Genomic DNA, 21,026 nt, shown 5'->3' on the forward strand with positions numbered 1-21,026 from the left:
CGGACATCCCCAGTCTTGGGCAAACGGTGCCTAGTCGTCCCGACGAAGAAAGGCGGCCGCCTGGGCGGCCTTCGACGCGGCGGTGAAGATGGCCCGCTTATCGGCCTTGAGGACGTTCAGCCAATGGGTGACATACTGCGCGTGTTCAGCACGCGGCTCGGTCGCGATGCCGAGTTCTGCGCAGAGGTACCCGGCACCCAGCTCGGCGACAAGTTCTTCCATCCCATAGGCCTCGCTAACCGAAGCGGCCGGACATGTCCCGGTCACAGCGATGTGCCAGCGCGGTCCATGGGTCTTATGCCGATATCGGCATAACGGTCATTACGCCGTAAGTCGGATTATGCCGCATGGCTGAGTTTGACGGGTGATAGGCCGATGTCCGGCCATGCGGCAGTTCGGCATGATCAGAGCGCTTCGAGGAAAGCCTAATTTGGTGGAAAGCGGAAGGACGGCTGTTTGAAAGCGACCAGCAAAAGTGGTCACTAAGACGACTGGTGTCGTGACAGGGGCGCGAGAAGACGAAAGTTAAGGCAACGGCTGGACCAGAGCTTCGTCAGTCACTTGAACGCACTCAGATCGCAAGCGCCTCGATGCCGCAACGCAGCCTCTAGCGCATGGTTGGCCAAAGAGTGCGCGGCGTTAGCATTCCATATGAAGCTCGCGTCTATGTTCAACTGCTTTGGATCGGAAGCCGTGATGCAGGCGTCTTCGAGGTAGATGACCCCTGAGAGGTACTTGGTCACGTCGCCAGCCGACATCGCAGATTTGAACTTTTTGTTGAACTTAGTCGCGGGCTCGCCCGAGCTGAGATAATCGTTGAAGAAGTGCTCTCCAAGCTTCTTGAAAAATGTTCGCTTACTGTCGTCGAAGGGAAAGACTTTCTCTCCCGACCAAGGGAAGATCACAAAAGTGATAAGGCTGGGCTCGTTTCGGGAAAACTTCTTCGCGTGCCCAAACAGCAGAGGATGATGGTTCTTCGCGTGTTCGTGTGGAGAGTAAACGCCCTCCCCGAAGTAAACGCCAGCGTTCCACGCAAAGGCGTAGGACAGTCCCGGAATGACCGCGCTCCGGAACGTGTCAGGCCGCGCCGCCGTATCAACGCCGTCGATGAGTTCTTTGAGGAGCGCTTTGCGGTTAGCTGAATACTGCTCGAAGTCGTCATCGAGATCGTAGGAAGGGACAATTAGCAAGCGCTTGATCCCTTTTGCCGCGCGATAGTCGCTAAAGATGCCATTTAAAATCTCGCCCGTCTTGTCCGACAGCAGCTTGGTGTCCATAGAGATTCCCAGATCTAGGAAGCTCATGTCGTGGTTCGCGTATTGCATCCCCATCTCGGACGCGAGCGTACTGGCAGCGCACACGGTTCGATCTAGCAAAATTTTGCCTGGCCCGGTCTCTGGTGCGGCCAGAAAGTAGTCTAGCGCGCACAGTTCTGCGTAAGCGCCGTCCCAGCCAGCGTCCACGATCCGATTCACTGTAGCCAGAACCTCTTTGCCCAGCATCGTATCCGCTTGGATGGCGACACTCAGTCGACGCAGCCTCTCCTCGAAGTTACTCTTGAATTGGAGGAAGTCTGTCGGATGTGCTAGCGCGCCGATCACGCTGTTCGATCGCGCGTCGATCACATCGAATGTTGCCGATCCTGCTCCGAAGATGCGATGAAGCAGCGATGCGTATACAGCCCTAGGCGTCATGAACACTTCCTTGGCAACTCGCGCTCGTGTCGATGGCTTGGACAATTGGACCAAATCACCGGGGTTTAGAACTAGTATCCTTGGGGGGCGGGCGCAACAAGGAGTTGTGACTTGACTATAGCGACATCAGCCATTTTTAGAAGCTGACTTGTGGTGCGAAGCCGCCATGACCTGCTCTGGTTCGAACGTCTGCTTTCGATCACACGCAAGCGCCGCCGCTTAGACCGAGATGGGGTCGGAAGCTGTCGAAATGCGCTCCCACGTTCGGATGTGACCTACAAGAGAAGATGCCCCCGAAAGGGCATCTTCATTATGATTTTTCCGGTTCCTTACGCTCGCGAATCACGAGGGGACCGCTGATAGGCATCGCAGTGAGATCGATATTGTATCCCTTGCCGTCCTGATGCGGCCAGACCGCACCGATCTTGGTCCAGAACGCGCTCTCTCCTTCGCCGGTAACGACGAAGGCTTCGTGGGTGGGCTTCTTAGGCTTAGCAGCCATTGGCATTCTCCGTTGACGGTGCCGCAAGCGACATGACTGGCCGGAGATAAAAACGTTTCCTGTGCCGGTCGATGCCGGCAAGCGGTTAAAGCCACTTTATCAAAGCCGCAAAACGACGCCCATCATGAGCAACGAGAATCTGCGCGAGGTGTTGCGGCTGAACTACCAAATGTAAGACAATGTTTTCATTTGCGAGCTGAATTGGAAGATCAAAGGATGCCCGTCAAGGGCGATTCCAGCACGTGTAACCAAGATGTTCCAGCGCGTCCCTAAGCGATGTCGCGCTCAAGCCATAGCGAAAACCAGCCACACACATTCAAATAAGCCCACGTTTTCGGGCTTTAGAAAAATAAACGAGCTTTATAACGACCCAAATAATTGCTACCTTAACGAGCATTTCAATCGAAATTCCCGAATTCATGAGGACAATCATGCAAACCGGTCAATCAACTGACAGCAATGAACGCGGGCTGATACCTGTAGCAGCGAAGCGCCTCATTATTACGGTTCATGGCATCAGGACATTCGGTAACTGGCAGGAGCGCCTTGAACAAATACTGAGCCCCGAGCCAGAAAACGACGACATATTCTTCGTGCATTACAAGTATGGGTATTTCTCTGTCCTCGCTTTCCTGATTCCACCTTTACGTTGGTTAGTCGTCCGAAATTTTCGGCAAGAACTTGTCCATTGGTCAAAACAGAAAACCTGGGACCGCATCGACGTCGTTGGACATAGTTTTGGAACGCACTTGATCGGTTGGGGCCTTGCCAGTCTTCCGTCTTTCCTGAAGCCGGCGATACATACCATTATTTTGTCGGGCTCAGTTCTTAAGATAAATTTTCCGTGGCGTGACCTCACCGGGCCTAACCTCAGGCGAGTCGTAAACGATTGCGGGTCGAAAGACTCCGTATTGCTAATCAACCAGTTGCTTGTCTTATTTACTGGAATGGCCGGGCGCGTCGGATTCAGCGGTGCTACTCATGGAGGCTTTCGCAATCGCTTTTTTGTATTCGGTCACAGTGGCTATTTCGTCGACGATGGCGGCAAACCGATCGACGATTGGATGCGTCAATACTGGCTGCCAGTACTGACCGGCGATGGCGCTGTTGCGGCCTTAGACTTACGCCCGGCACTCACTCCGCTCGACGGATTCATACATACCATCGCGAACAACTCAGAGCCTATAAAACTGTTCGTCTATGTGACCCCCGTCGCTCTGGCTTTCTTTTGGATATTGGGCCTCTACACAGAGGCTGATATACAAAGAAAAGATGCAATCGAGAAGCGCGACATCGCACTTGGAAATGCAAATCGAAGCCGGGCTAACCTCGCTGTATCCATCGGCAATCAACTGCTCGAATCAGAGCCTTCCGTTGCGATGGCTCTCGGTCTGCATTCGCTTGAGTTGTCGTCAAATAATTCGGCCCGATCCTTAGTCAACCGTGCGATCCGAAATGTTCCTGTTTTCGATACTTGGAATTATTCACCCGCCAGCAGAAACGTTGCGGATTCACAGCGTGGATCTACCAACGTCAATCCGCCCGTCAAGCAAGCAAAATTCATAGGCCGCAGCGAGGTTGCCGCAATACTTGACAAGGATGGCGGCCTCCATTTTTGGAATGTTGGAATCGCTGCTGGGACCGATAACACGGTGTTACTGACGGGCTTGGAGGCGATCGCGGTTGCCTCTGATCGTGACCGGTTGGCCACCCTCGGCCGTGATGGCGCCGTCAAACTTTTCGAACTTACGAACTCAAATGAGCTCCGTGAAGTCGCGGATCTTGGACGAAATTTCACTTCATTTTCCCTGTCCAAGAGCGGCAGCGCGCTACTTGGATTTGGTAGCGAGCCGCACATCGTTGTTTTTCGAGAAGGACAAAAACAAACTCTTGCGGTTGATGGTCGAAAAATTGTTGCAGGTCATGTCAGCCTCGACGGGAGCCGAGTTTTTCTCCTTGAGAAAGGTGGTGATCTCACATCTTGGGAAATGAACTCCGGAACGGAGGTATCGAGGGTTCGCACCGACGCTCTTCGTCCAAGAAGACCCGGCTTTGGATTGCTTGAAGTAATAGAACTTCAATTAAAGGCAACAAAAGAACTCGAAACTGCGCAGCGGGATAGCCAAACGCCTGCGACCAAAATCAAAGAACTTCAAATCGCCCTATCGACCGCCAACCAGAAGCGCAGGGAGTTCGAGACAGATATTCTCGGATTGCCGGTGCCAAGCCTGAGCCTTTCCGGTGAGATGACCAAGCTCATAATGAATTCCGACAAGCTCACCACGAACAAACAACCCCCACTTGCGCGCGTCCTGCCGGGGCCAGATTCCAACGCCGCAATCATTATCACCGACGATGGCTATCTGAATGAGGTCGAAGTTTGGGACTTAGCCTCCAGCCAAGCAGTGTTAAGTCTCAGAGGTCTATTCTCCAAAATCGACGTTCGCAACGACGGTCGTTCACTAGCCATTGTAACACCCACACAGACGGCTCTTTTTGAACTTGCTCGAAGCGACAAATTGCAGGTAACACCCAGTGAAGACTGGTCGCCGGAGCGTGGACCTGAACGATTGGGTGAGCCTGTAGGTGTCTGGCATTCACCTCTAGGAAACTACATCGCTACAGCTCATTCGCCTGCTCTCGAACAACAAGGGGCCAAAGCCTCTTCAGCGTCGTTGTGGTATGCGCGCGAAGTAGATTCTCGGGACGGAGATATCCATCGTGGCCAACGTTTGCTGCCAACGCCCGCCCGAATAGTTGATTTTGATTTTTCTGCTCGGGGAGACCGGGTCCTTAGTGCCGACATGACCGGCCAAGTTAGGACGTGGAAAATTGCGGCGGAGGAAACTTTGTTCGGCAAGAATGGTGGGCAAATGGTCGCCCAGTTCATATTCGGTGGTTTACGGTACACGCCTGAAGAGGGTTCGCGGTACCTAACCTCTCGCTTTAGGACGGACGACGATCTCAAGAACGCCGCGCGAGGCGTTTCCCGGGAATCTCTTACTTCTGAACAGATCGAACGCTGGGAGCTTGCGCCAATCACAAGCGTCGACAATCTGAAAACACCGAGCGTCGAGCCTCCAAGTTATAAATGGAACGTTGCCGTCGGATTCGACGAGGACTCTGGGTCATACGATCCGACATTTATTCCGGAATTGCGGCAGCTAATGAGCGATATCATCCGGAAAAATCCTGACGATGCTGAATTTGGACGCCGCTATGCAACAATTGTATCTACGAACCCGCTCTTACTTTCCGGATTTCAAATCCGGTGGGCAAAAAAAATACTTCAAGACCGCATTGCGGTCCGGTATGAAGACGCTGTCCTAGTTCTTGCGATAAGTGGTGATCGTTTCGCAGCTGACATCCTGACTTCTAGCTCAGAGGCTAAAGCAGTTCGCCCGGAGGTTTGGGCTTGGGCTAACGCGATTTTGACGCGCCAAGGCAGGGATACGCGGTGGGCCAGCGCCTCGGACCCTCGGAGCGTTCAGTTTCAAACTTTTTTCACGTTGCCGCAATCGGCGATCCCATTCGTTAAAATCGAAGAATTGAAACTGGATCGGTCGCCCGAAGCGCTCGTGCGAGCTGCGGCCAAGTATTCTGGGGGGTCGGAAGTATCGTCGACGCTTGCACCGATAGCCTTTGCATTGGCGGTCAGTGGCAAGCCCCGTAGCAGAATTATTGAGACGGTAGGCGAACTGGCTCGCGACAGTGCGGACCTCCATCGTGCCGAGGCTTTCGCATTTGAAGCCGTCAACACAAATCCATCTAGCGTGATAGCTTGGAATCTCTTGGGCAACACGAAGGCGGATAGTGGTAGGTATCCAGACGCTATAGCGGCATTTGAGAAGTGCCTGGAGTTGGGGCGTGTAGATGGATGGCCCGAGTTTAACATGGCCGTTTCATATCAAAAATTGGAAAGACTTGATTTGGCAGAGGCGATGTACCGCCGGGCACTCACTCACCTCGATACATTGAGGCTTAAGGAGGACCAGGGCACGTTCTTAAATGGTCTGGCTTGGTTCCTTTTGACCAAGCGCAGTTCCAACGCTAGCGTATTGAACGAAGCATATCAGCTGAGCAGAAAATCAAACGAACTCTCGAATTTTAATGAGTACAATTTCCTGGATACCCATGCACTGGCCGCTTTTAAGCTTGGCCGGCTTCAAGAAGCCGTCACAACGCAAACTAAGGCTGTTAACCTCCTGAAGGAGGACTCCAAAGAGCGAGGAGAATTGGCACAGCGGCTGCGCGAGTATGAAACGCGCCTTGCTGATGCAAAAACCCAACGTTGATGGGGTTTTGGTAGATCAGGCTGGTCATCCCTTGGATCTAACGAAACTAAAGCCCAAGGCCATGCTCACCGCCATGATTGTGAGCTTCAACGGCGACGAATCGCCGCTTCGAAAGCTAATCGGCGAACTTATCGCTCGTTGATGGCTGGTGCGGGTGGCCGGAATCGAACCGGCACAGGCCTAATCTGGACTATGCGTCGAAGCGGGAGCGACTCCAGACAGTCCTACAAATTCCTTTTGCTAGATTTCTAATTTTCTAGGGGTAAGGGTCAATTATGATCGAGGGCATTACCGTTTCTCTGCAAAAGATCGGGCTACGGACGGCCGCTGTCGTTGCTTTCGTACTCTGCGGCTCCCCCGAGACGTCGGCAGAACTGGCGAAAAGAAGTGGCTACGCAATCGGACCGGAGCAGTGTGGTAGCGGCGCGCTGTCGTTTCCCAGACTGAAGATCGACATGAAGGAAGGATTCTGTGCCGGGATTGTCGCTAGTCAGGACGATGGTCTCGAATTTCCGCGCTCGATCATCCAAATTCCAGGCCATGAGCTGTTCGTGATCTCGGATATGGGCGGGTGGGGCCGCAAGGACGGACGATTGCTGGTGCTGGACCCGCACGCAGCCGAAGGAAAGCGGATCCGGGAGGTTCTCACCGATCAGGAGTATCCCTTTGGTCTGGCGATCGGTCTAGACAAGAAAGTCTATGCGTCGACCGCCGAGACCATCTTTCGCTTTGACCCGCTGTCAGCAAATCCACGAGCCACCGTGGAATTGATTATCAAGGATCTGCCTGGCCGCAACGTCGCACTTCCCGACGGAACTAAGGTGATGGAGAGCAGCCATTCGCTGAAGCAGTTCGTATTTGATAAGACCGGCCGGATATTTATCAACGTCGGTTCGCATAGCGATAATTGCCTCGTGCCGGCGCCTATCACCAAGCCTTGCTCGGCAGGCGAAGGGGCGTCACCGTGGGCATCGATTTGGATGTTCACGCCGCCAGCCAGTGGCATTTTCCCGGCCCTCAAACCTAACAATCCTAACCCACCCCGCGAGATCTATGCGCGCGGGTTTCGCAACTCGATGGCGCTCGCCATTCATCCGCGGTTTCCGGAGCCCCGTTTTGCGTTTCTGCAGGGGGAGAATGCCAGGGACCTGCAGGATGTGTTCAAGCCGAACGAAGAGCTCAACGCAGTTGAAAAAGGCAAGCACTACGGCTGGCCGTACTGTTATGACAACGCCACCGCAAGCCCGGAGTTCAAACTCGTCTTGCAGTCGGGTCCCTATAAGAACCTTTGCAATGACGCGACAACCTACAAACCACCGCACTCGCTTTTACCGCCGCATGGTGCGCCACTCGGCATGCTCTATTATCACGGAAACAAATTCCCGGAGTTGGAGGGCAAGCTGATCGTTGGCCTCCATGGCTATCGCCCGACGGGCAGCCGATTGCTGGTCTACGACGTGGATGACCACGGTTTCCCCAAGGTGAGCCCGCCACCGGTCCGCTATAAGGTGAGTTGTGGGGCCGAGCCGACACGCGCTTTCCAGACCGACAAGGGGGAAGTTGCCGCTGCGCCATTTGAGGAATTGATCTCAGGATGGTTCCGGGTGAACGGGGCCCGGCCGCAAGGCGCGCCCGTCGGCCTAACTGTCGCGGTGGACGGTGCCATTTGGCTGGTGGAAGACAAGAACAAATCCGTTATCCGGATCGATCGAAGCACAGCGAAGCGCCCGGAACCCCAGCCGTGTGACGTGCGCACCCAGGCCCAGATTGATGAATTGGTCCGGTTCGTCGCGAACGACGCGCAAAACAAGACGCGCCTGACGGCTATTCGTACCGGCTTGGTCGAAAAGCATTGCGTCGGCTGCCATTCCGATTTCGGCGTGAAGAAAGGCCAGTCCGACGCCGAGAAAGACGACGCTGTCCTTCGCTTTATGTTGTCTCAGGATGGTTGGATCTATCCCGGAGATCCCGATTCAGGCAGGCTGCGCACCCGGCTGAGGGGCTTTGGGTCCGAGAAGCTGATGCCGCCTGGGGGAGAAAGCCTTCCGAAGACTGAGCCTGGCTATGCGCGAGTGCTTGACCTTGCAGACTACCTTGCCGGAAAAATGGTTCCCGGCATAAGAATGCGGGTGAAGCCTGGCCGGGTAAGCCGGGAGTTTTTCAGCAAGTCCAACACGGTATGCGGCGAGATTCCGACAGTGAAGGTCGTCGTGGTGACACAAAGGCAGGCCGTAGATAAACCCGGTTATAGCCGTTTCTACAAACCGGCCGACCAATTCCTCAACGGGGAGTGCACGGACGCAGATGGCTATTACATCAAGCAGGAGTTTCTGGTGCCTTTGTAGTTTGCTTTTGATCGCTGCCACGACAACCGCTGCGAGGGCTGAGCCAAAGCTGTTCGAAAGCCGTCAGGTGACGCCAGCGGGTGAGTATACGTTCGGCATCGAGGGACCCGCCGCGGACGTTGATGGCAATCTTTTCGTCGTCAACCTGGGAAAGCCCGGTGCAATCGGGAAGCTGGTGGTTGGAAGCGCGCAGTCCGAGAAATTCATCAGCCTTCCTGACGGAAGTGTCGGCAACGCTATCCGATTCGATCGCGATGGAACGATGTTCATCGTCGACTACAAGAAGCACAATGTCTTTGCGATCAGGAAAGGCGGCCTTGAGCCGGAGGTCCACTTTCACTCCGATCTCATGAACCAGCCCAATGATCTAACGATAGCCCGCGATGGCACCATCTATGCGAGCGACCCGAACTGGAAGGGCCGCACTGGTCAGATCTGGCGGATTTCAAAAGGGGCGGATGGGCAGGTGCAGGGCCAGGTGATGACCGCTCCACGCGCCATGGGTACCACGAATGGTATCGATTTAAGCCCTGACGGCAAGACACTTTACGTCGGTGAATCGCTCACCGGCCAACTATGGGCTTACCGTATAAGTGGAAACGAACTGGCCTCAGCCCGGCTCCTCAAGACCTTTGAACCCGACACGATTGACGGTCTGCGCACCGATGTCGATGGAAAACTGCTGATCGCGCGAATCCAAAAGGGAGCGATCACCGTCATGACGCCGGACGGACAACTGCTGCGAGACATCGTCCTACAAGGGAAAGACCCAACCAATCTTGCGTTTGGTGGCACGAACGGCCGGACGGTTTTCGTGAGCCAGCGGCAGGGTGGATACATTGAGTCTTTCCAGACCGATAAGGAAGGCCGTGAATATTGTATGCAGAACGGTAGGTGTTGACGAGCATCGGAAGATGCAAACGAAATTCATTCGTGCTGGTGGCTGGTGCCGGCGGCCGGAATCGAACCGGCACAGGCCTCGCGGCCCAACGGATTTTCGTACCACTTCGGCTTTCGCCGCCGCGTTTTAATGCGTTTGTGGTCTGGACTATCTCTTCACCTAGCGACTCGCTTTAGGTGCCGCCCGTCTAGTCTCTACACCTTCCCCTCGATGCGCAGCATACAGCCCCAACACTAGGCGCCACGCTCTTGCCCTGCGAAGCGCTGGTCCTTGGAGGGCATGATGCCACCTGCGCACTAAGCGCCCTTCCCGCTCAAAAAGACCGAAGCTTCTGCTGCCTTAGACGCGGCTGTAAAGATCGCCCGCTTGTCGGCCTTCAAGACAGTCAGCCAGTGCGCCAGATATTGCGCATGGTCAGGACGCGGCTCAACCGAGACCCCAAGCTCCGCGCAAAGGAACGCCGCACCAAGTTCAGCAACGAGCTCTTCCATTGCATAGGCATCACTGCCAAATCGGCCGGACAGATCCCGGTTACAGCGATGCGCAGGCGCGGTCCAGTGGGTCAACTCGTGCAGTAGGGTTGAGTAGTAAGCTTCAGCGGCTGTCGACGTGGCCGATCCGGTGAAGGACGCCCGCTTAGGCATATGGATTTCGTCCAGCTTCGGGATAAAGCAGGCGCGGCTTCCACCGTGAACGATGGTGGCGCCGGTACGGGCAATGAAGCTGTCCACGCTATCAAGTTCTTCAACGGCAGCTTCAACTGTCGCGTTATCAAAGCCCTCAACCTGATCGGCATTGAAGACCGGGGTCGCCCGGGCGAACAGACGGCGCTTGGAATCATTTTCCGCATCACCGTCGGCCTTGACCTCGATTTCCTTGTAGAAAACAACGTAAGAAGCCTTCTGGCCCTTGCGGACGGTAGCGCCTTTGTCGGCCCATTGCCGGTAAGTGCCCCACAAATGGGAGCTGTAACCATTCACCTGGGCATCAACCCATAGGCCAAGGACGTTGACCCCGCGATACTTGTTGCCAGACGCGATGTTGACAGGATGGCGACCACCACTGCCGCGATGCCAAGGCATTTGCCACTCGCCTGCCCCGGCCTCAATGGCCAAAACGATGCGGTCCGTAAGGTGCTGGTGAATGTCGAAACGATCTTTGCTCATGTATCTCTCCTTCGCTGGCGGCCATTGGGCCTTGCCGGCGACCGAAAGGACGGAGAGAGACGGGAGCTGCACCCGCAGGGCGCGCCTGCGCGAGGGCATGACCCTTGCAGTGAGCGGATGTCTGCGTCAGGTCAGCCGGTATGCAAGGCTAATGGCGGTCGAGGAGAGCTGAGCTATAGGGCATCCCGATACGGTGACGAAGGCCCGGTGAAGCCGTAAACCGCTCGATGTCTAGTAATCGGGAAAGCACGGAATTATCTTCTCACAGAATAACCGACTGGTGAGACGATCATGGATGAAAAGCGATCGGCGTCACGGCAGCGTGTATTGAAGAAAGGGTCGATCGAATTTGGCGGCGGCGCTGTGGATTGCACAGTTCGCAATTTCTCGGAAAGTGGCGCAGCTCTCGACGTCGCGAGCCCTGTAGGTATCCCCAATGAAGCGGTACTGTACATTCCAGCCGACCACCACAGGTACCCGTGCATTGTCGTCTGGAGGAAAGAAAAGCGTATCGGTGTGAAATTTCTAAAGTATCTGCAGCCCAATCATGACTAGTTCATCAATCAAGACTGTCCGCAAGTCCACGCATGTGATGCTAGCTAATAGGGACGCCTCCTAAGAGGCAGCCCCCATTATTGTTTACAGATAGTTAGAGCCGCCCTTCCGCGAGCAGTTCACGGGTGCGTTTCAAGGTCGATAACAGAGCGGCCTTATAGCCCTTTTCTTCGCTGTCGAACTGAGCCTGCTCAGCTTGCTCCTCCGGGCCATTGGGCTTCTTGCCGCGCAGGCCGGTGTAGCAATAGAAGCGAAGCTGCAGTTCGCCTGCGTCATCTTCGAACAGCTCGTTGATGATCGCGCCCTCGCGCGGGCCAGTCGTCTGGAAGAAGGTGACCTTGCGCTGCGGTTCGAGGGTGATGATCTCGCGCAGGTCGGAGCCGGCAATGGTCGCTTCGCGCACGAAGTGCGTTGCGCTTTCCTCGACGACGTCGCAGCGCGTGCAAAGTCCCGGCGGGAGGAACTGACGCGCATCACGCGCCTTCAGTTCAAGGCCCTTCCAGGCCTGCTCACGGGTAAGCTTAGTCTCACCGGCCGGATTCACCGGCACGGTTGCTGTGGAATAGATCATGATAGTTCTCCTTGGATTGTTAGATGACGTCGCGGCGGGTTACGCCGTGATCTGAGCGATGTGGTCGCGGTACGAGCGGAGCGGACGGCCCAGCAGCTTGGTCAGCCGCGCGACGTCGCCAGTGTCAGGGACCATGCCTTCGGTCAGAAACCGCTCGGCCATCAGGCGCATGTCGAAGGCCATCCAGCTCGGCATAAACTGGCGCAAGTTCTGCTCGAACCCCGCGGTGTCATTGCCGGGGAAGGTGATCGTACGCCCAAGGACATCCGACCAGATCGCCGCGGCGTCTGCGCCGGTGAGCGTGTCGGGCCCAACCACATTGATGTAATCGAGCGGAAGGGACGTGGACGATTGCTCACGGCGGATCAGTTCGATCGCGGCGACCTCACCGACGTCGCGTGCATCAATCATGGCGAGGCCCTTGTCGCCGATCGGCATCGGGTAGATGCCGTAGCCGGTGACCACGTCCTTGATGGTGATCTCGTTGTCCATGTAGTAGGCGGGGCGTAGGATGGTGGCGCCGAGCTTCATATGTTCGATCATGCGCTCGACGCCAAACTTGCCTGCGAAGTGCGGGACATTCACGTAGCGGTCGCTGTGGATGACGGACAGGTACACGAACCGCTCGATGCCGGCTTCGCGGGCGACGTTCAGCGCAATCAGCGCCTGAGTGTATTCGTCGGCCACGACACCGTTGAGCAGGAACAGCGTGGATACGCCCTTCATGGCTGACCGGAGGGAATCGACGTCAAGCAGGTCGCCTTGAACGACTTCCACACCGCCTGGAAAGTTAGCCTTAGAGGGATCGCGGACGAGGGCGCGCACCGAGGCGCCACGCTTTGCGAGCTGTTCGACGACATTGCGGCCGATGTTGCCGGTCGCGCCTGTTACGAGGATGGTCATGGGATATTCTCCTATTGGTTGATCACCCCCTGAATATGAGTGGTTCACAAATGGTCCAATAGACGGCATAAAGAGACAGACAGTCTCACTGATGGAACAGATGGATCTACTTGCTCTCGCCGATTTCAACCTGGTCGCCCGCCATGGCGGGTTTGGCCGTGCGGCACGCGCGACGGGGCACCCAAAAGCAACCCTGTCGCGGCGGGTGGCAGAATTGGAGAGCATCCTCGGCTTGCGCCTGTTTGAGCGCGGCGGGCGGGAGTTGAAGCTTACTCAGGAGGGGCGATCACTTTACGAGCGGACAGGGACCCTGCTTACCGAGCTCGACGAAACGGTAGCCGCGATCGCTTCGGGCGGCGACAAGCCGCGCGGCAAATTGCGGGTTAGTGCTCCCCTGCTCTTTTCTCAGATCGCCATGGGCAAGCTGGCCGCCGGGTTCGCGCTTAAATATCCAGAGGTACGGCTGGAGATCACGACCGAAGACCGCCCCGTCGACATGGTGGAAGAAGGTTACGACCTGGTCATCCGCATCAATCCAGATCCGGATGAAAGCCTCGTCGGACGAGCCTTTCTGCGCGATCGGCTGGTGGTCGTTGCAAGTTCAAGTTTGGCTCGACCTGCCGACTCACCTGTCCCGGCTGTCGTGCGTGGTGCGGGCGACCAGATCACATCCTGGGATGTAACAACACCAACAGGAAAATCGCGCATCACGGTCGATCCGGTCCTTTCTCTTTCATCGCTGGTCATGGTGCGCGACGCGGTCCGCGCGGGCGTCGGCGCAGCGCGCCTTCCGATATCACTCGTAAGTCATGATCTGGCTGCTGGCACGTTAGTGCATTGGGGCGACGTAGGCGGACCAGACATCGCCCTGTGGGCTCTTTATCCCTCTCGGCGGCTGCTGAGCGCGCGTGTTTCAGCTTTTCTGGACTATCTGAAAGGAGCTTTCCCAACGGGAACGCCGGAAGAACTTGCCGCATTCATGAAATGATAAATGGACTTTCTGCGCGCGAGGCCGCGAGTTCGTCCAAGGGCATAGCCTGCCCCCAGCAACGATGAGAGGTCTTCCACATACTATTTCGCGCGCTTTCCAACCCGCTTGACCGAAGGAGATGTCCTAATAACCGCCATCGACACGGCCACGGCGGTGATGGTTAGACAAATTATTGCGATCACCAAGACAGCAACCCATATGGACTGAGAACCTTGCGCCACGACGGTTAGCTCGAATTTTTCCATCGCTAGTCCTCAAACTCTTCTCGGCTACGGACCGCCCGCTCGATCTCTTGCTGCGCACCTTTGTGCAGCTCGCTGTAGAGTTCATAAGCCGGTGAAAATTTCGAGAGACTGGCGAGAATCTCCTCACAGCTCGCCTTCATTTCAACATCTCGCGGGAAGGGCTCGCCAGCGACACCTCCCCGTACGCCTCCGTGGGCTGATGCATACAAAGCGCTCTCAAGTGACTTATACACTTTCTCGCTCATACGCTTCGCCTTCGTCAGAAGATCTATCGCCAGGTGCTTGTGCGTAAAGACAAACGAGGCAGGGGCTTCCTCTAAGATGTTTGCTAGCAACCCAAATTCAGCCTCGTCGGCACTGTTCGACCACTGAACAATGAAACTAATGACTTCGTCGTCAAAGCCGAACGCAGCCTCAAATAACTCACGGGAGCGATAACGGAAGAGCATGTCCTCCTTACCGTCATATTGGACTGAGGTCATCCATTTGGTATACTTGGCTAACAGCGCCCCGTACTCTGCGCTTTCTTTGAAGCGCAGGGGTATATGCACGTATGGACCGTGATTTATTGGTCGATATCCCCAAGCATCCTCCGCAATCGCGCGCGCAATGCGATCAAGGAAGAAATCAAAGGTTCGATGAGGGTGGACCAATGACGCCTCTGCAAGGAAGGTCTCGATCCAATGGCCCTCCAGCTCACGTAAGGCCATCAGCTTTTGTAGAAACACGCCCACGTCGGCTTCCGAGAGTCGCGAGAACGGAAGCTCCACACCGAAGCTAAACATCGTGAGCAGATCATCTGCCAGCCAGGCCGATTCGCCCAGGTTGACCTGGAGAGCGAGACGCAGCGCCTCATCTGGCTGAAAACGCGATAGCGATCGCACAGCATAGATGCCCGAAGACACGACACCAACGCCGTACCCCGTAGGTTCGGCGGCTATCAGCGTCTCTATGGCGGACCTTTCGGCGTCACCATATTCCACCTGCGCAAAGTCCAGCCTGGAAAGGGCCCCTCCTACCGCAGCCTTGAGGCCGTCTGAGTTTGATGAGAGGTAGGCTTTAGCGCTGCGACGCGCGGCGACAACATCGTGCCCCCATAAGATACGCAGAGCTTCCGATGCAAAGCGCGCCGTGAGGGAATCGGGGTTTTGCAACGCATCTTCTATAGTAACGGTGACCAGCGATGGCGACCGAAGCAACACGGCACCATAAAGCACATGTGGCGATGCACGCCCAGCAATGGTACTCGACTGGATGTGCGAAAGATGACCTTCGATATAATTGCGTAGTTGTGCGCTATCCGGGTAAGCGTCGAGCAACTCTGCAGCGACAGAATTTAGATGCTTGTCTAGAAGAGCTTGATAATTCTTCGCGTCAATGCGGCGCAACTCCGTCCCGTAACCATCCGTCAGCGTAGCCAGCACCTTGTAGTCAAGCGACGAGTCCAAAGCAGCCCGAACGCCCTTGGCGTATTTTGCCGTTTCAGACTTGCTGTAGTTCGCGTGCCAAGAGACAGCTTTCGCAATTCCGACCAATACAAGGGGGTCATAGGCACGCGACCGGATAGCCTTTTCAAGAGACTCCAACGTCTCGCAAAAAACCTTTGTCCACTTAGCACGAGCGTCATCAGCCACCGACGCGCCGAATAGGCCCATTGGATAGCGCAAGGCATCTGCAATAGCGTCAGCAGCGCGGGTGGCCACGCGGATGTTCGGATTTTCCATGAGCTCAAGTATGAGATCGACCACTCGCCCACGCATTCCCTTCACGGCGTCCGCGTGAACAGTGAACGGGTTAAAGCTCATCGTATAAGCTTGAGAGGTCGTGGTATGCCCCTCGGTCTTGAAGATCGGGGTAAGAATGTCCAACGGCGTATGACGACAATTCCAGCAGCCCGGCTCAACAGCTAGAGCGAGTCCAAACTCCAGAATGGCCTGATTGTAAGCAAAGGGCTTATTTGGCTGAACTTCGCACAGCTCCGCCAGAACGCGGATGGCGTGCTCTGGGTGCTGGTTGGTTTGCCTCTCATCGTCCTTCCCGAGTTCCCACAGCGCCGCTGCTGCCCTCGGAAGATGTTCGAGATTGTAGGCGGCATATCTGAAAATCTGTGGGAGTTGCTTCAGAAACTTCCCTTGCCGGATGAGGCCTTCGCCAAACTCAATCGCTTTGAGCGGCTGATAGAATGCAACAGCCTTCACTGCACCAATATGCGGGTCACTGTATTCAGACCGGGGCTTAAGTTTTGCCCAGATACCGTCAAGCAACCGGCTGTTACTCGCGTTCCCGTTTGAAAGCCGCCAATCAAGCTTTCCAAGATTAAGGAGGAGGTTTTCAACCAATCCATCGCTGGCACTGTCGAATGCCGCTTCCGCATACCCCGTTGACTGATGACCCAGACCAACGCAGTTGGCTTCGATGATGTAGTCCGCGAGCACATCAGGTGAAAGGCGGTACCGTGAACCCCGCTTAAACAATACACCGCTATCAATCAGCAGCTTCAGCAACCGGCTTGCGTCATGAGGCTGAAGACCTTCCAGGTTTTGGATCGCTGCAAATAGCGACTTGTCATCCAGGTAAAAGGGCTGAAAGAGCGCTAGAACTTTCAAAAGCCGCTTCAAAGGCTCGGCGTCCGCCTTCTGCCCCAACTCGCCGGCAATCACGTCCTCAAAACGACCGAACAGCGTAATGCGAAAATCTTCTTCGTTTTTAGCGAGATCAAGATGCTTCTTCTCTCTCGCGACTATCTGGGCACCCACGACGGTGGCCAAGGGACAATCGTAAGTAAGGCGTGCGATATCTTTGGCGACGTGAAGTGGCCCGGCTTCTTTTTTCAGCACCTGAAGGGCCAACTGCTCAGCTTCATCTTTTGTCAAAGCTGGAAGCACGACCTCTCCAATCGACTCCAGCAGAGAAAAGTTGCTAGCCTGGGCTTTGAGATGGCTCAAGCCGTAAGGGCGCAGAGCAAGCACTAGCCGAACACCCTTAGTGACGGCCGTATATTGAAACAGAAGCGAAAGGTCCGTGCGATCATGTGCGTCATCAACAACGAGGAGCGCTGGCCTGTGCCCTAGCTCTTCGAGACTCTTTTTGGTGATCTCAGCTGTGCGGCTCAGAAATAAAACAATCTGCCGCTTGCCGGAGGCCCCATAACGAGCAATCCCCTCCTTTAGAACTCGCGTTTTTCCAGATCCGCCAGATCCCGTAAGAAAAATCACACGGGATTTATCGTTCGTAAGATGACCGGTAAGCTCTGCTAAGGAGCCTTCACGCCCAACGAGATTCCACACATGGTTGAATAGCCCGTCGGCATTTTCAAAAGCCGCGAAGAAATCCTGGGCCGTCTCCCATACACTCTCTTCGGTTATGCCCAGCAATTCAAAGCGTCGGCCGCTAAAGAAGATATCAACCAAACTGAGCTGATCGACCTTTGCTAGGCCGCGAAGCTTCAACGACAGATCATCCCGATCCCAGATGTCCCATCCCTTGTAAGAGGCGATGGCTTCCCGGGCTTGCGGACTGGCCACGCGACTCAGAACGATGATCTTCCTGACCGCGTTCACGGTGTGCTTTGAAACGGCCGCATGAACCTTCTGCGGCCCAAACTCCTCTGTTCGCTTGCACTGGAACGAGTACACCGCCCCATCCGACATGGTGGCCAGAATATCGGTGCCATCTTGCGTATGACCGCGACCACCCATCTGGTGAACCGCCGCTTCGGGGTACAGGCGCTGCAACAACGCCGCTGTGAATCTTTCGAAGCTCTCCGGAGATAATGCATCTATGGGGAACGGTTGATCGAAGCTGGCGACAACCGTTTCATCCGTAAAGCCCGCCGCAGCCCGAAGATCGCCGAGGTTAGCAGAGAGTTTACTCGCAATGAGCGGCAGCTGTTTCTCTCGCGGACGCGATGTGCCCGCTTCCCAGCGGCTGACTGTCTGCTGTTTGACGTCCAGCAAGGTCGCCAAATCATCCTGCCGATCAATCTTTTGAGCACGGCGCAGCGTGGTAAGGAGGCTTCCGAACGCGGAATATGGGGCCAGGGGCTTCTTCATGTCGCACACAGTAAATGTGTATGAGTTTTTGGTCAATGGCTTTGACTTGCGCACCCGCAGCTTCAAGGCGGATAGCCCGTCCAGCGCCAAAAAACTACGAAAAGCGATGAGAATTCAGCCCGCAAGCCTTCCCGCACGCCGCCTTACAGGCTTAAATTCCTTGACCATCCCATCCAAGCGCTCTATATAATGTGCATCGCTCTTGAAGCGGTTATGTATTGAAAGGGGCCGTTAGAGCGGCCCCTTTTTCGTGTCGCTACCTGAGCCGGACACTGATTGCGAGAAAAACCTGCAATCGGTGCCACCAGACAGCGAGCGTGCCGCTGAGTTGCATAGCATCGCTCCTTTTTTGGTTATGTATTTGACGGCGCTACGCCTCGCGGCCCGTCTTTTTAACACGACCAAATGAGCCGACATCCTCGACTGATGATTTCTTGAGCGCTCGCAGTTGTCATACATCTCAAAACAAGCTTTGGCGGGCAGACGGCTTCCGGCACCCGTTAGTGTGTAATCTTCAGCAGATCCCTTGCCGTTTCGTAGAGTTCATTCGCCCTTTTGTCGTCACTCAGAAAGCCATCGAAGAAAGTTGAATAAGTCACCATCATCGCATCGACCATCTGGTTACGGATGTTCTCGGGCGAAGCGCCTGCAGCACCGCCCTCTTTGATGCAACGGAGGGCAATCACATAGCCCACCACCGCATAGCGGAAAATGAAAGAGTTTGGCAGGTCTTCATAGCGAGGAAGCTTCTTGAAATAAGGATGAGCGGCAAAGAGCGCCGCTGCCAAACCGAGGATTTCTCGCGTTATCTTGTCCAGCAGTTCGGGTGTGACCGGCTCACCTTTTCTAAGGATCTTTAGTTCAGCCTCCGTATACTTTTTTGCATGCTCGGCCAGGTTGGCTACAAATGTCTCCTGCCCCTGAGCTATCTGGACAAGATCAGCCTCGGCGTTGTCGCTCTTCTCTGAGAGCTGCGCTCGAAGTACGGCATCCCCATCCTTCGCCTTCGATACCTTTTCGCAGAAAGGCTTGAACGCAGCCGACTGCTTCTTGTCGATGAGACGTCTCTGCAACCCACGCCCACGCCTTCGCGGCCGAAGCCCGCAGATCGCATGTGTCGTCTTCAACAGCAGTACCTGATTAGGGTGCTCGGAGAGAATCTGAACCTGCTGAGAAATCGACTCTGGATCACGTCCCCTCAACGTTTCCATGATGGCAAAATCCGGAATAACGGCGGAGTTGGCCGGATCTGAAAGATACTCGCGTAGCTCGGGCGATTTCATGTAGTTCGTATCGATGACCTTGCGCATTTCGCCCCCTGACATGCACGCGTTGCCTGGCATTCAACTAGTCACAAGAATCCAGTCAAGCGGTCCGGACCGGCACCGAAACAATCATCTGGCTCGCCGACGTAAAAAAAGACCTTCCCGTCGGAATGCGGCTCACAACCGACTCAATCCGGTAAGCCCGGTTCTTCTCAATAAACGCCGCCACCCAGCCATGCTGGTCCCGATAGAACACGCAGTCCTCGGCACTCCTTACAATCAGCCGGTTCACCTGCATGACCTCGGACCGGCTAACCGGGCGCCCCTCACAAGAAAACCGGGGAAACGTCAAATCCACCGGCGCCCGCGATAACCGCACATCAGGACGAATGCGAACGGCAAGATCCGGCGCCAGCGGCACAATCCAGTTCACAAGCCCAGGACGCCCGCTCGCCTCGAGTGCAACAGGATAGTCGCTCGTGAAGAACGGGCTATCTGTCGTATTGTGCATCACCTCCCAGGGAGAATTACCGAATATCGAAACCCGCTGCAGAATCGAGTTGATCCCAAGTGCCTGCGGATACTTCTCGTCAATCTCCAACTGTACCGTGCCATCCGCCAGCAACTCGGTGAGCGACTTGCCACCCAACTCGGGCGGCGCAGCAGGCAAATCCCCTCGCCCCTCCAGCAGCGCCGCCGTGTTCTCGAGCGCACCGCGTAACGGCGCCGCATGAATCCGCATCGCAGCAGGCGCACAACTGGTCACATAAGCCACAAACCCCGCAATCGCATACACCGCCTGCGGGTCGGGCTTACCCTCCCGGAGCCGCGAAACAGCCAAGTTGTATGCAGGCTCCACATCTCTCAGGAAATCCTCAATCGTGCGCGGATCATCAAGAAACCGATTGGTGCTCCCCTCGGCTATCCGGCAAATATCCTGCGCGCGCGGCGTAAACGCCTTCAACGTAGATTTGCGCATCGCATACAATCTTTCTCCCAACGCCGGAGAGTAGAAGTTTTTCAGGTGAACCTGAGACACATAGTGATCGAGCGCCATGGCTCGATGATAGCCGCGTCAGCACTGCTGGGTCAAAGCCGCATAGCGCCCGTAAGGCTTTGCCTTGATGCGAAAGAGCTTCGCACGCACCGTGAGACGGTGATGCCTGCGCGGCATCACGTGTGATGCAAACAAGAGGACTACCGCCATTGGGTCAGCAGCTATAGCCTGGCAAAGAAAGCGGGAGAGAATTTTATGCAAAAGCCAATAGCCGATCCCAAGGTCGCCAATATGGCACCGGTAGCTGACCAGCTTACTGCTTATGATGAGCAGCATTTTATCACCTACCTGAGGCTGCTTAATGCAGACGCTGACGGGGCGGACTGGAAGGAAGTCGCAAAGATGGTGCTTCAGATTGATCCCGGTCTTGAGCCTGACCGGGCACACCGGGCATGGGAAACCTATCTAACGCGCGCTCAATGGTTAGCCGAGCATGGCTATCGCCATCTTCTTCGCGGTGGCGCGCCGAACTGACCGACATGGT

General features: G+C 55.6%; 16 protein-coding genes. 7 read left to right on the forward strand and 9 right to left on the reverse strand.

What is annotated here, in order from left to right; all coding sequences use genetic code 11:
• Nucleotides 1–30 precede the first annotated feature (30 nt).
• The 3 genes from BLW80_RS00110 to BLW80_RS00120 form a co-directional block, all read right to left on the reverse strand.
• On the reverse strand, nt 31–222 hold the full coding sequence (locus BLW80_RS00110) for a zincin-like metallopeptidase domain-containing protein (protein ID WP_093756335.1): 192 nt from the start codon (nt 220–222) through the stop codon (nt 31–33).
• Between the two features lie 335 nt (nt 223–557).
• Complete coding sequence (locus BLW80_RS30570; protein WP_210185286.1) at nt 558–1,694, reverse strand: hypothetical protein; 1,137 nt, start codon at nt 1,692–1,694, stop codon at nt 558–560.
• Nucleotides 1,695–2,004: 310 nt separating this feature from the next.
• Entirely contained in the window at nt 2,005–2,196 is a 192-nt protein-coding gene (locus BLW80_RS00120; RefSeq protein ID WP_093756336.1) for a hypothetical protein, read from the reverse strand.
• A 431-nt stretch (nt 2,197–2,627) separates the two neighbouring features.
• Between BLW80_RS00120 and BLW80_RS00125 the strand changes: the two genes are divergently transcribed.
• The 4 genes from BLW80_RS00125 to BLW80_RS00135 all read left to right on the forward strand — a co-directional run bounded on the left by BLW80_RS00125 (nt 2,628) and on the right by BLW80_RS00135 (nt 9,737).
• Complete coding sequence (locus tag BLW80_RS00125) at nt 2,628–6,491, forward strand: tetratricopeptide repeat protein (protein WP_170849527.1); 3,864 nt, start codon at nt 2,628–2,630, stop codon at nt 6,489–6,491.
• Nucleotides 6,466–6,633 carry a hypothetical protein gene (locus BLW80_RS30135; RefSeq protein WP_170849528.1) on the forward strand — a complete coding sequence of 56 codons (168 nt, stop codon included), beginning with the start codon at nt 6,466–6,468 and terminating at the stop codon, nt 6,631–6,633. The genes BLW80_RS00125 and BLW80_RS30135 overlap by 26 nt, the downstream gene beginning before the upstream one ends.
• Before the next feature lie 133 nt (nt 6,634–6,766).
• A complete protein-coding gene (locus tag BLW80_RS00130) occupies nt 6,767–8,836 on the forward strand; it encodes a PQQ-dependent sugar dehydrogenase (protein WP_093756338.1) in 2,070 nt (689 codons plus the stop codon).
• Nucleotides 8,796–9,737, forward strand: a complete 942-nt coding sequence (locus BLW80_RS00135) for an SMP-30/gluconolactonase/LRE family protein (RefSeq protein WP_093756339.1) — start codon at nt 8,796–8,798, stop codon at nt 9,735–9,737. The genes BLW80_RS00130 and BLW80_RS00135 overlap by 41 nt, the downstream gene beginning before the upstream one ends.
• A gap of 296 nt (nt 9,738–10,033) precedes the next feature.
• On the opposite strand, the gene BLW80_RS00140 is transcribed toward BLW80_RS00135, so the two are convergent.
• Nucleotides 10,034–10,903, reverse strand: a complete 870-nt coding sequence (locus tag BLW80_RS00140; protein WP_093757268.1) for an ArdC family protein — start codon at nt 10,901–10,903, stop codon at nt 10,034–10,036.
• A gap of 291 nt (nt 10,904–11,194) precedes the next feature.
• Here BLW80_RS00140 and BLW80_RS00145 point away from each other — a divergent pair, with 291 nt between their 5' ends.
• The gene (locus BLW80_RS00145) at nt 11,195–11,458 is read left to right on the forward strand and encodes a PilZ domain-containing protein (protein WP_093756340.1); all 264 of its coding nucleotides are present in this window, start codon (nt 11,195–11,197) and stop codon (nt 11,456–11,458) included.
• A 94-nt stretch (nt 11,459–11,552) separates the two neighbouring features.
• On the opposite strand, the gene BLW80_RS00150 is transcribed toward BLW80_RS00145, so the two are convergent.
• Nucleotides 11,553–12,029, reverse strand: coding sequence for an AtaL-like protein (locus BLW80_RS00150; RefSeq protein WP_093756341.1), 477 nt, complete (start codon nt 12,027–12,029; stop codon nt 11,553–11,555).
• Nucleotides 12,030–12,068: 39 nt separating this feature from the next.
• On the reverse strand, nt 12,069–12,932 hold the full coding sequence (locus BLW80_RS00155) for an SDR family oxidoreductase (protein ID WP_093756342.1): 864 nt from the start codon (nt 12,930–12,932) through the stop codon (nt 12,069–12,071).
• A 100-nt stretch (nt 12,933–13,032) separates the two neighbouring features.
• Here BLW80_RS00155 and BLW80_RS00160 point away from each other — a divergent pair, with 100 nt between their 5' ends.
• Nucleotides 13,033–13,920, forward strand: coding sequence for a LysR family transcriptional regulator (locus tag BLW80_RS00160; RefSeq protein WP_093757269.1), 888 nt, complete (start codon nt 13,033–13,035; stop codon nt 13,918–13,920).
• A 250-nt stretch (nt 13,921–14,170) separates the two neighbouring features.
• On the opposite strand, the gene BLW80_RS00165 is transcribed toward BLW80_RS00160, so the two are convergent.
• The 3 genes from BLW80_RS00165 to BLW80_RS00175 all read right to left on the reverse strand — a co-directional run bounded on the left by BLW80_RS00165 (nt 14,171) and on the right by BLW80_RS00175 (nt 20,542).
• Nucleotides 14,171–18,286, reverse strand: coding sequence for a P-loop NTPase (locus tag BLW80_RS00165; protein WP_139285761.1), 4,116 nt, complete (start codon nt 18,284–18,286; stop codon nt 14,171–14,173).
• A 434-nt stretch (nt 18,287–18,720) separates the two neighbouring features.
• Nucleotides 18,721–19,530 (reverse strand): hypothetical protein, encoded by an 810-nt coding sequence (locus BLW80_RS00170; RefSeq protein WP_139285762.1) that lies wholly within the window; start codon nt 19,528–19,530, stop codon nt 18,721–18,723.
• Nucleotides 19,531–19,585: 55 nt separating this feature from the next.
• The gene (locus tag BLW80_RS00175) at nt 19,586–20,542 is read right to left on the reverse strand and encodes a DUF4238 domain-containing protein (protein WP_093756345.1); all 957 of its coding nucleotides are present in this window, start codon (nt 20,540–20,542) and stop codon (nt 19,586–19,588) included.
• A gap of 195 nt (nt 20,543–20,737) precedes the next feature.
• Between BLW80_RS00175 and BLW80_RS00180 the strand changes: the two genes are divergently transcribed.
• On the forward strand, nt 20,738–21,016 hold the full coding sequence (locus BLW80_RS00180) for a DNA -binding domain-containing protein (protein ID WP_093756346.1): 279 nt from the start codon (nt 20,738–20,740) through the stop codon (nt 21,014–21,016).
• Nucleotides 21,017–21,026: the final 10 nt, after the last annotated feature.

Origin of the sequence: Tardiphaga sp. OK245, from assembly GCF_900108575.1 — a bacterium.
GTDB lineage: Bacteria > Pseudomonadota > Alphaproteobacteria > Rhizobiales > Xanthobacteraceae > Tardiphaga > Tardiphaga robiniae.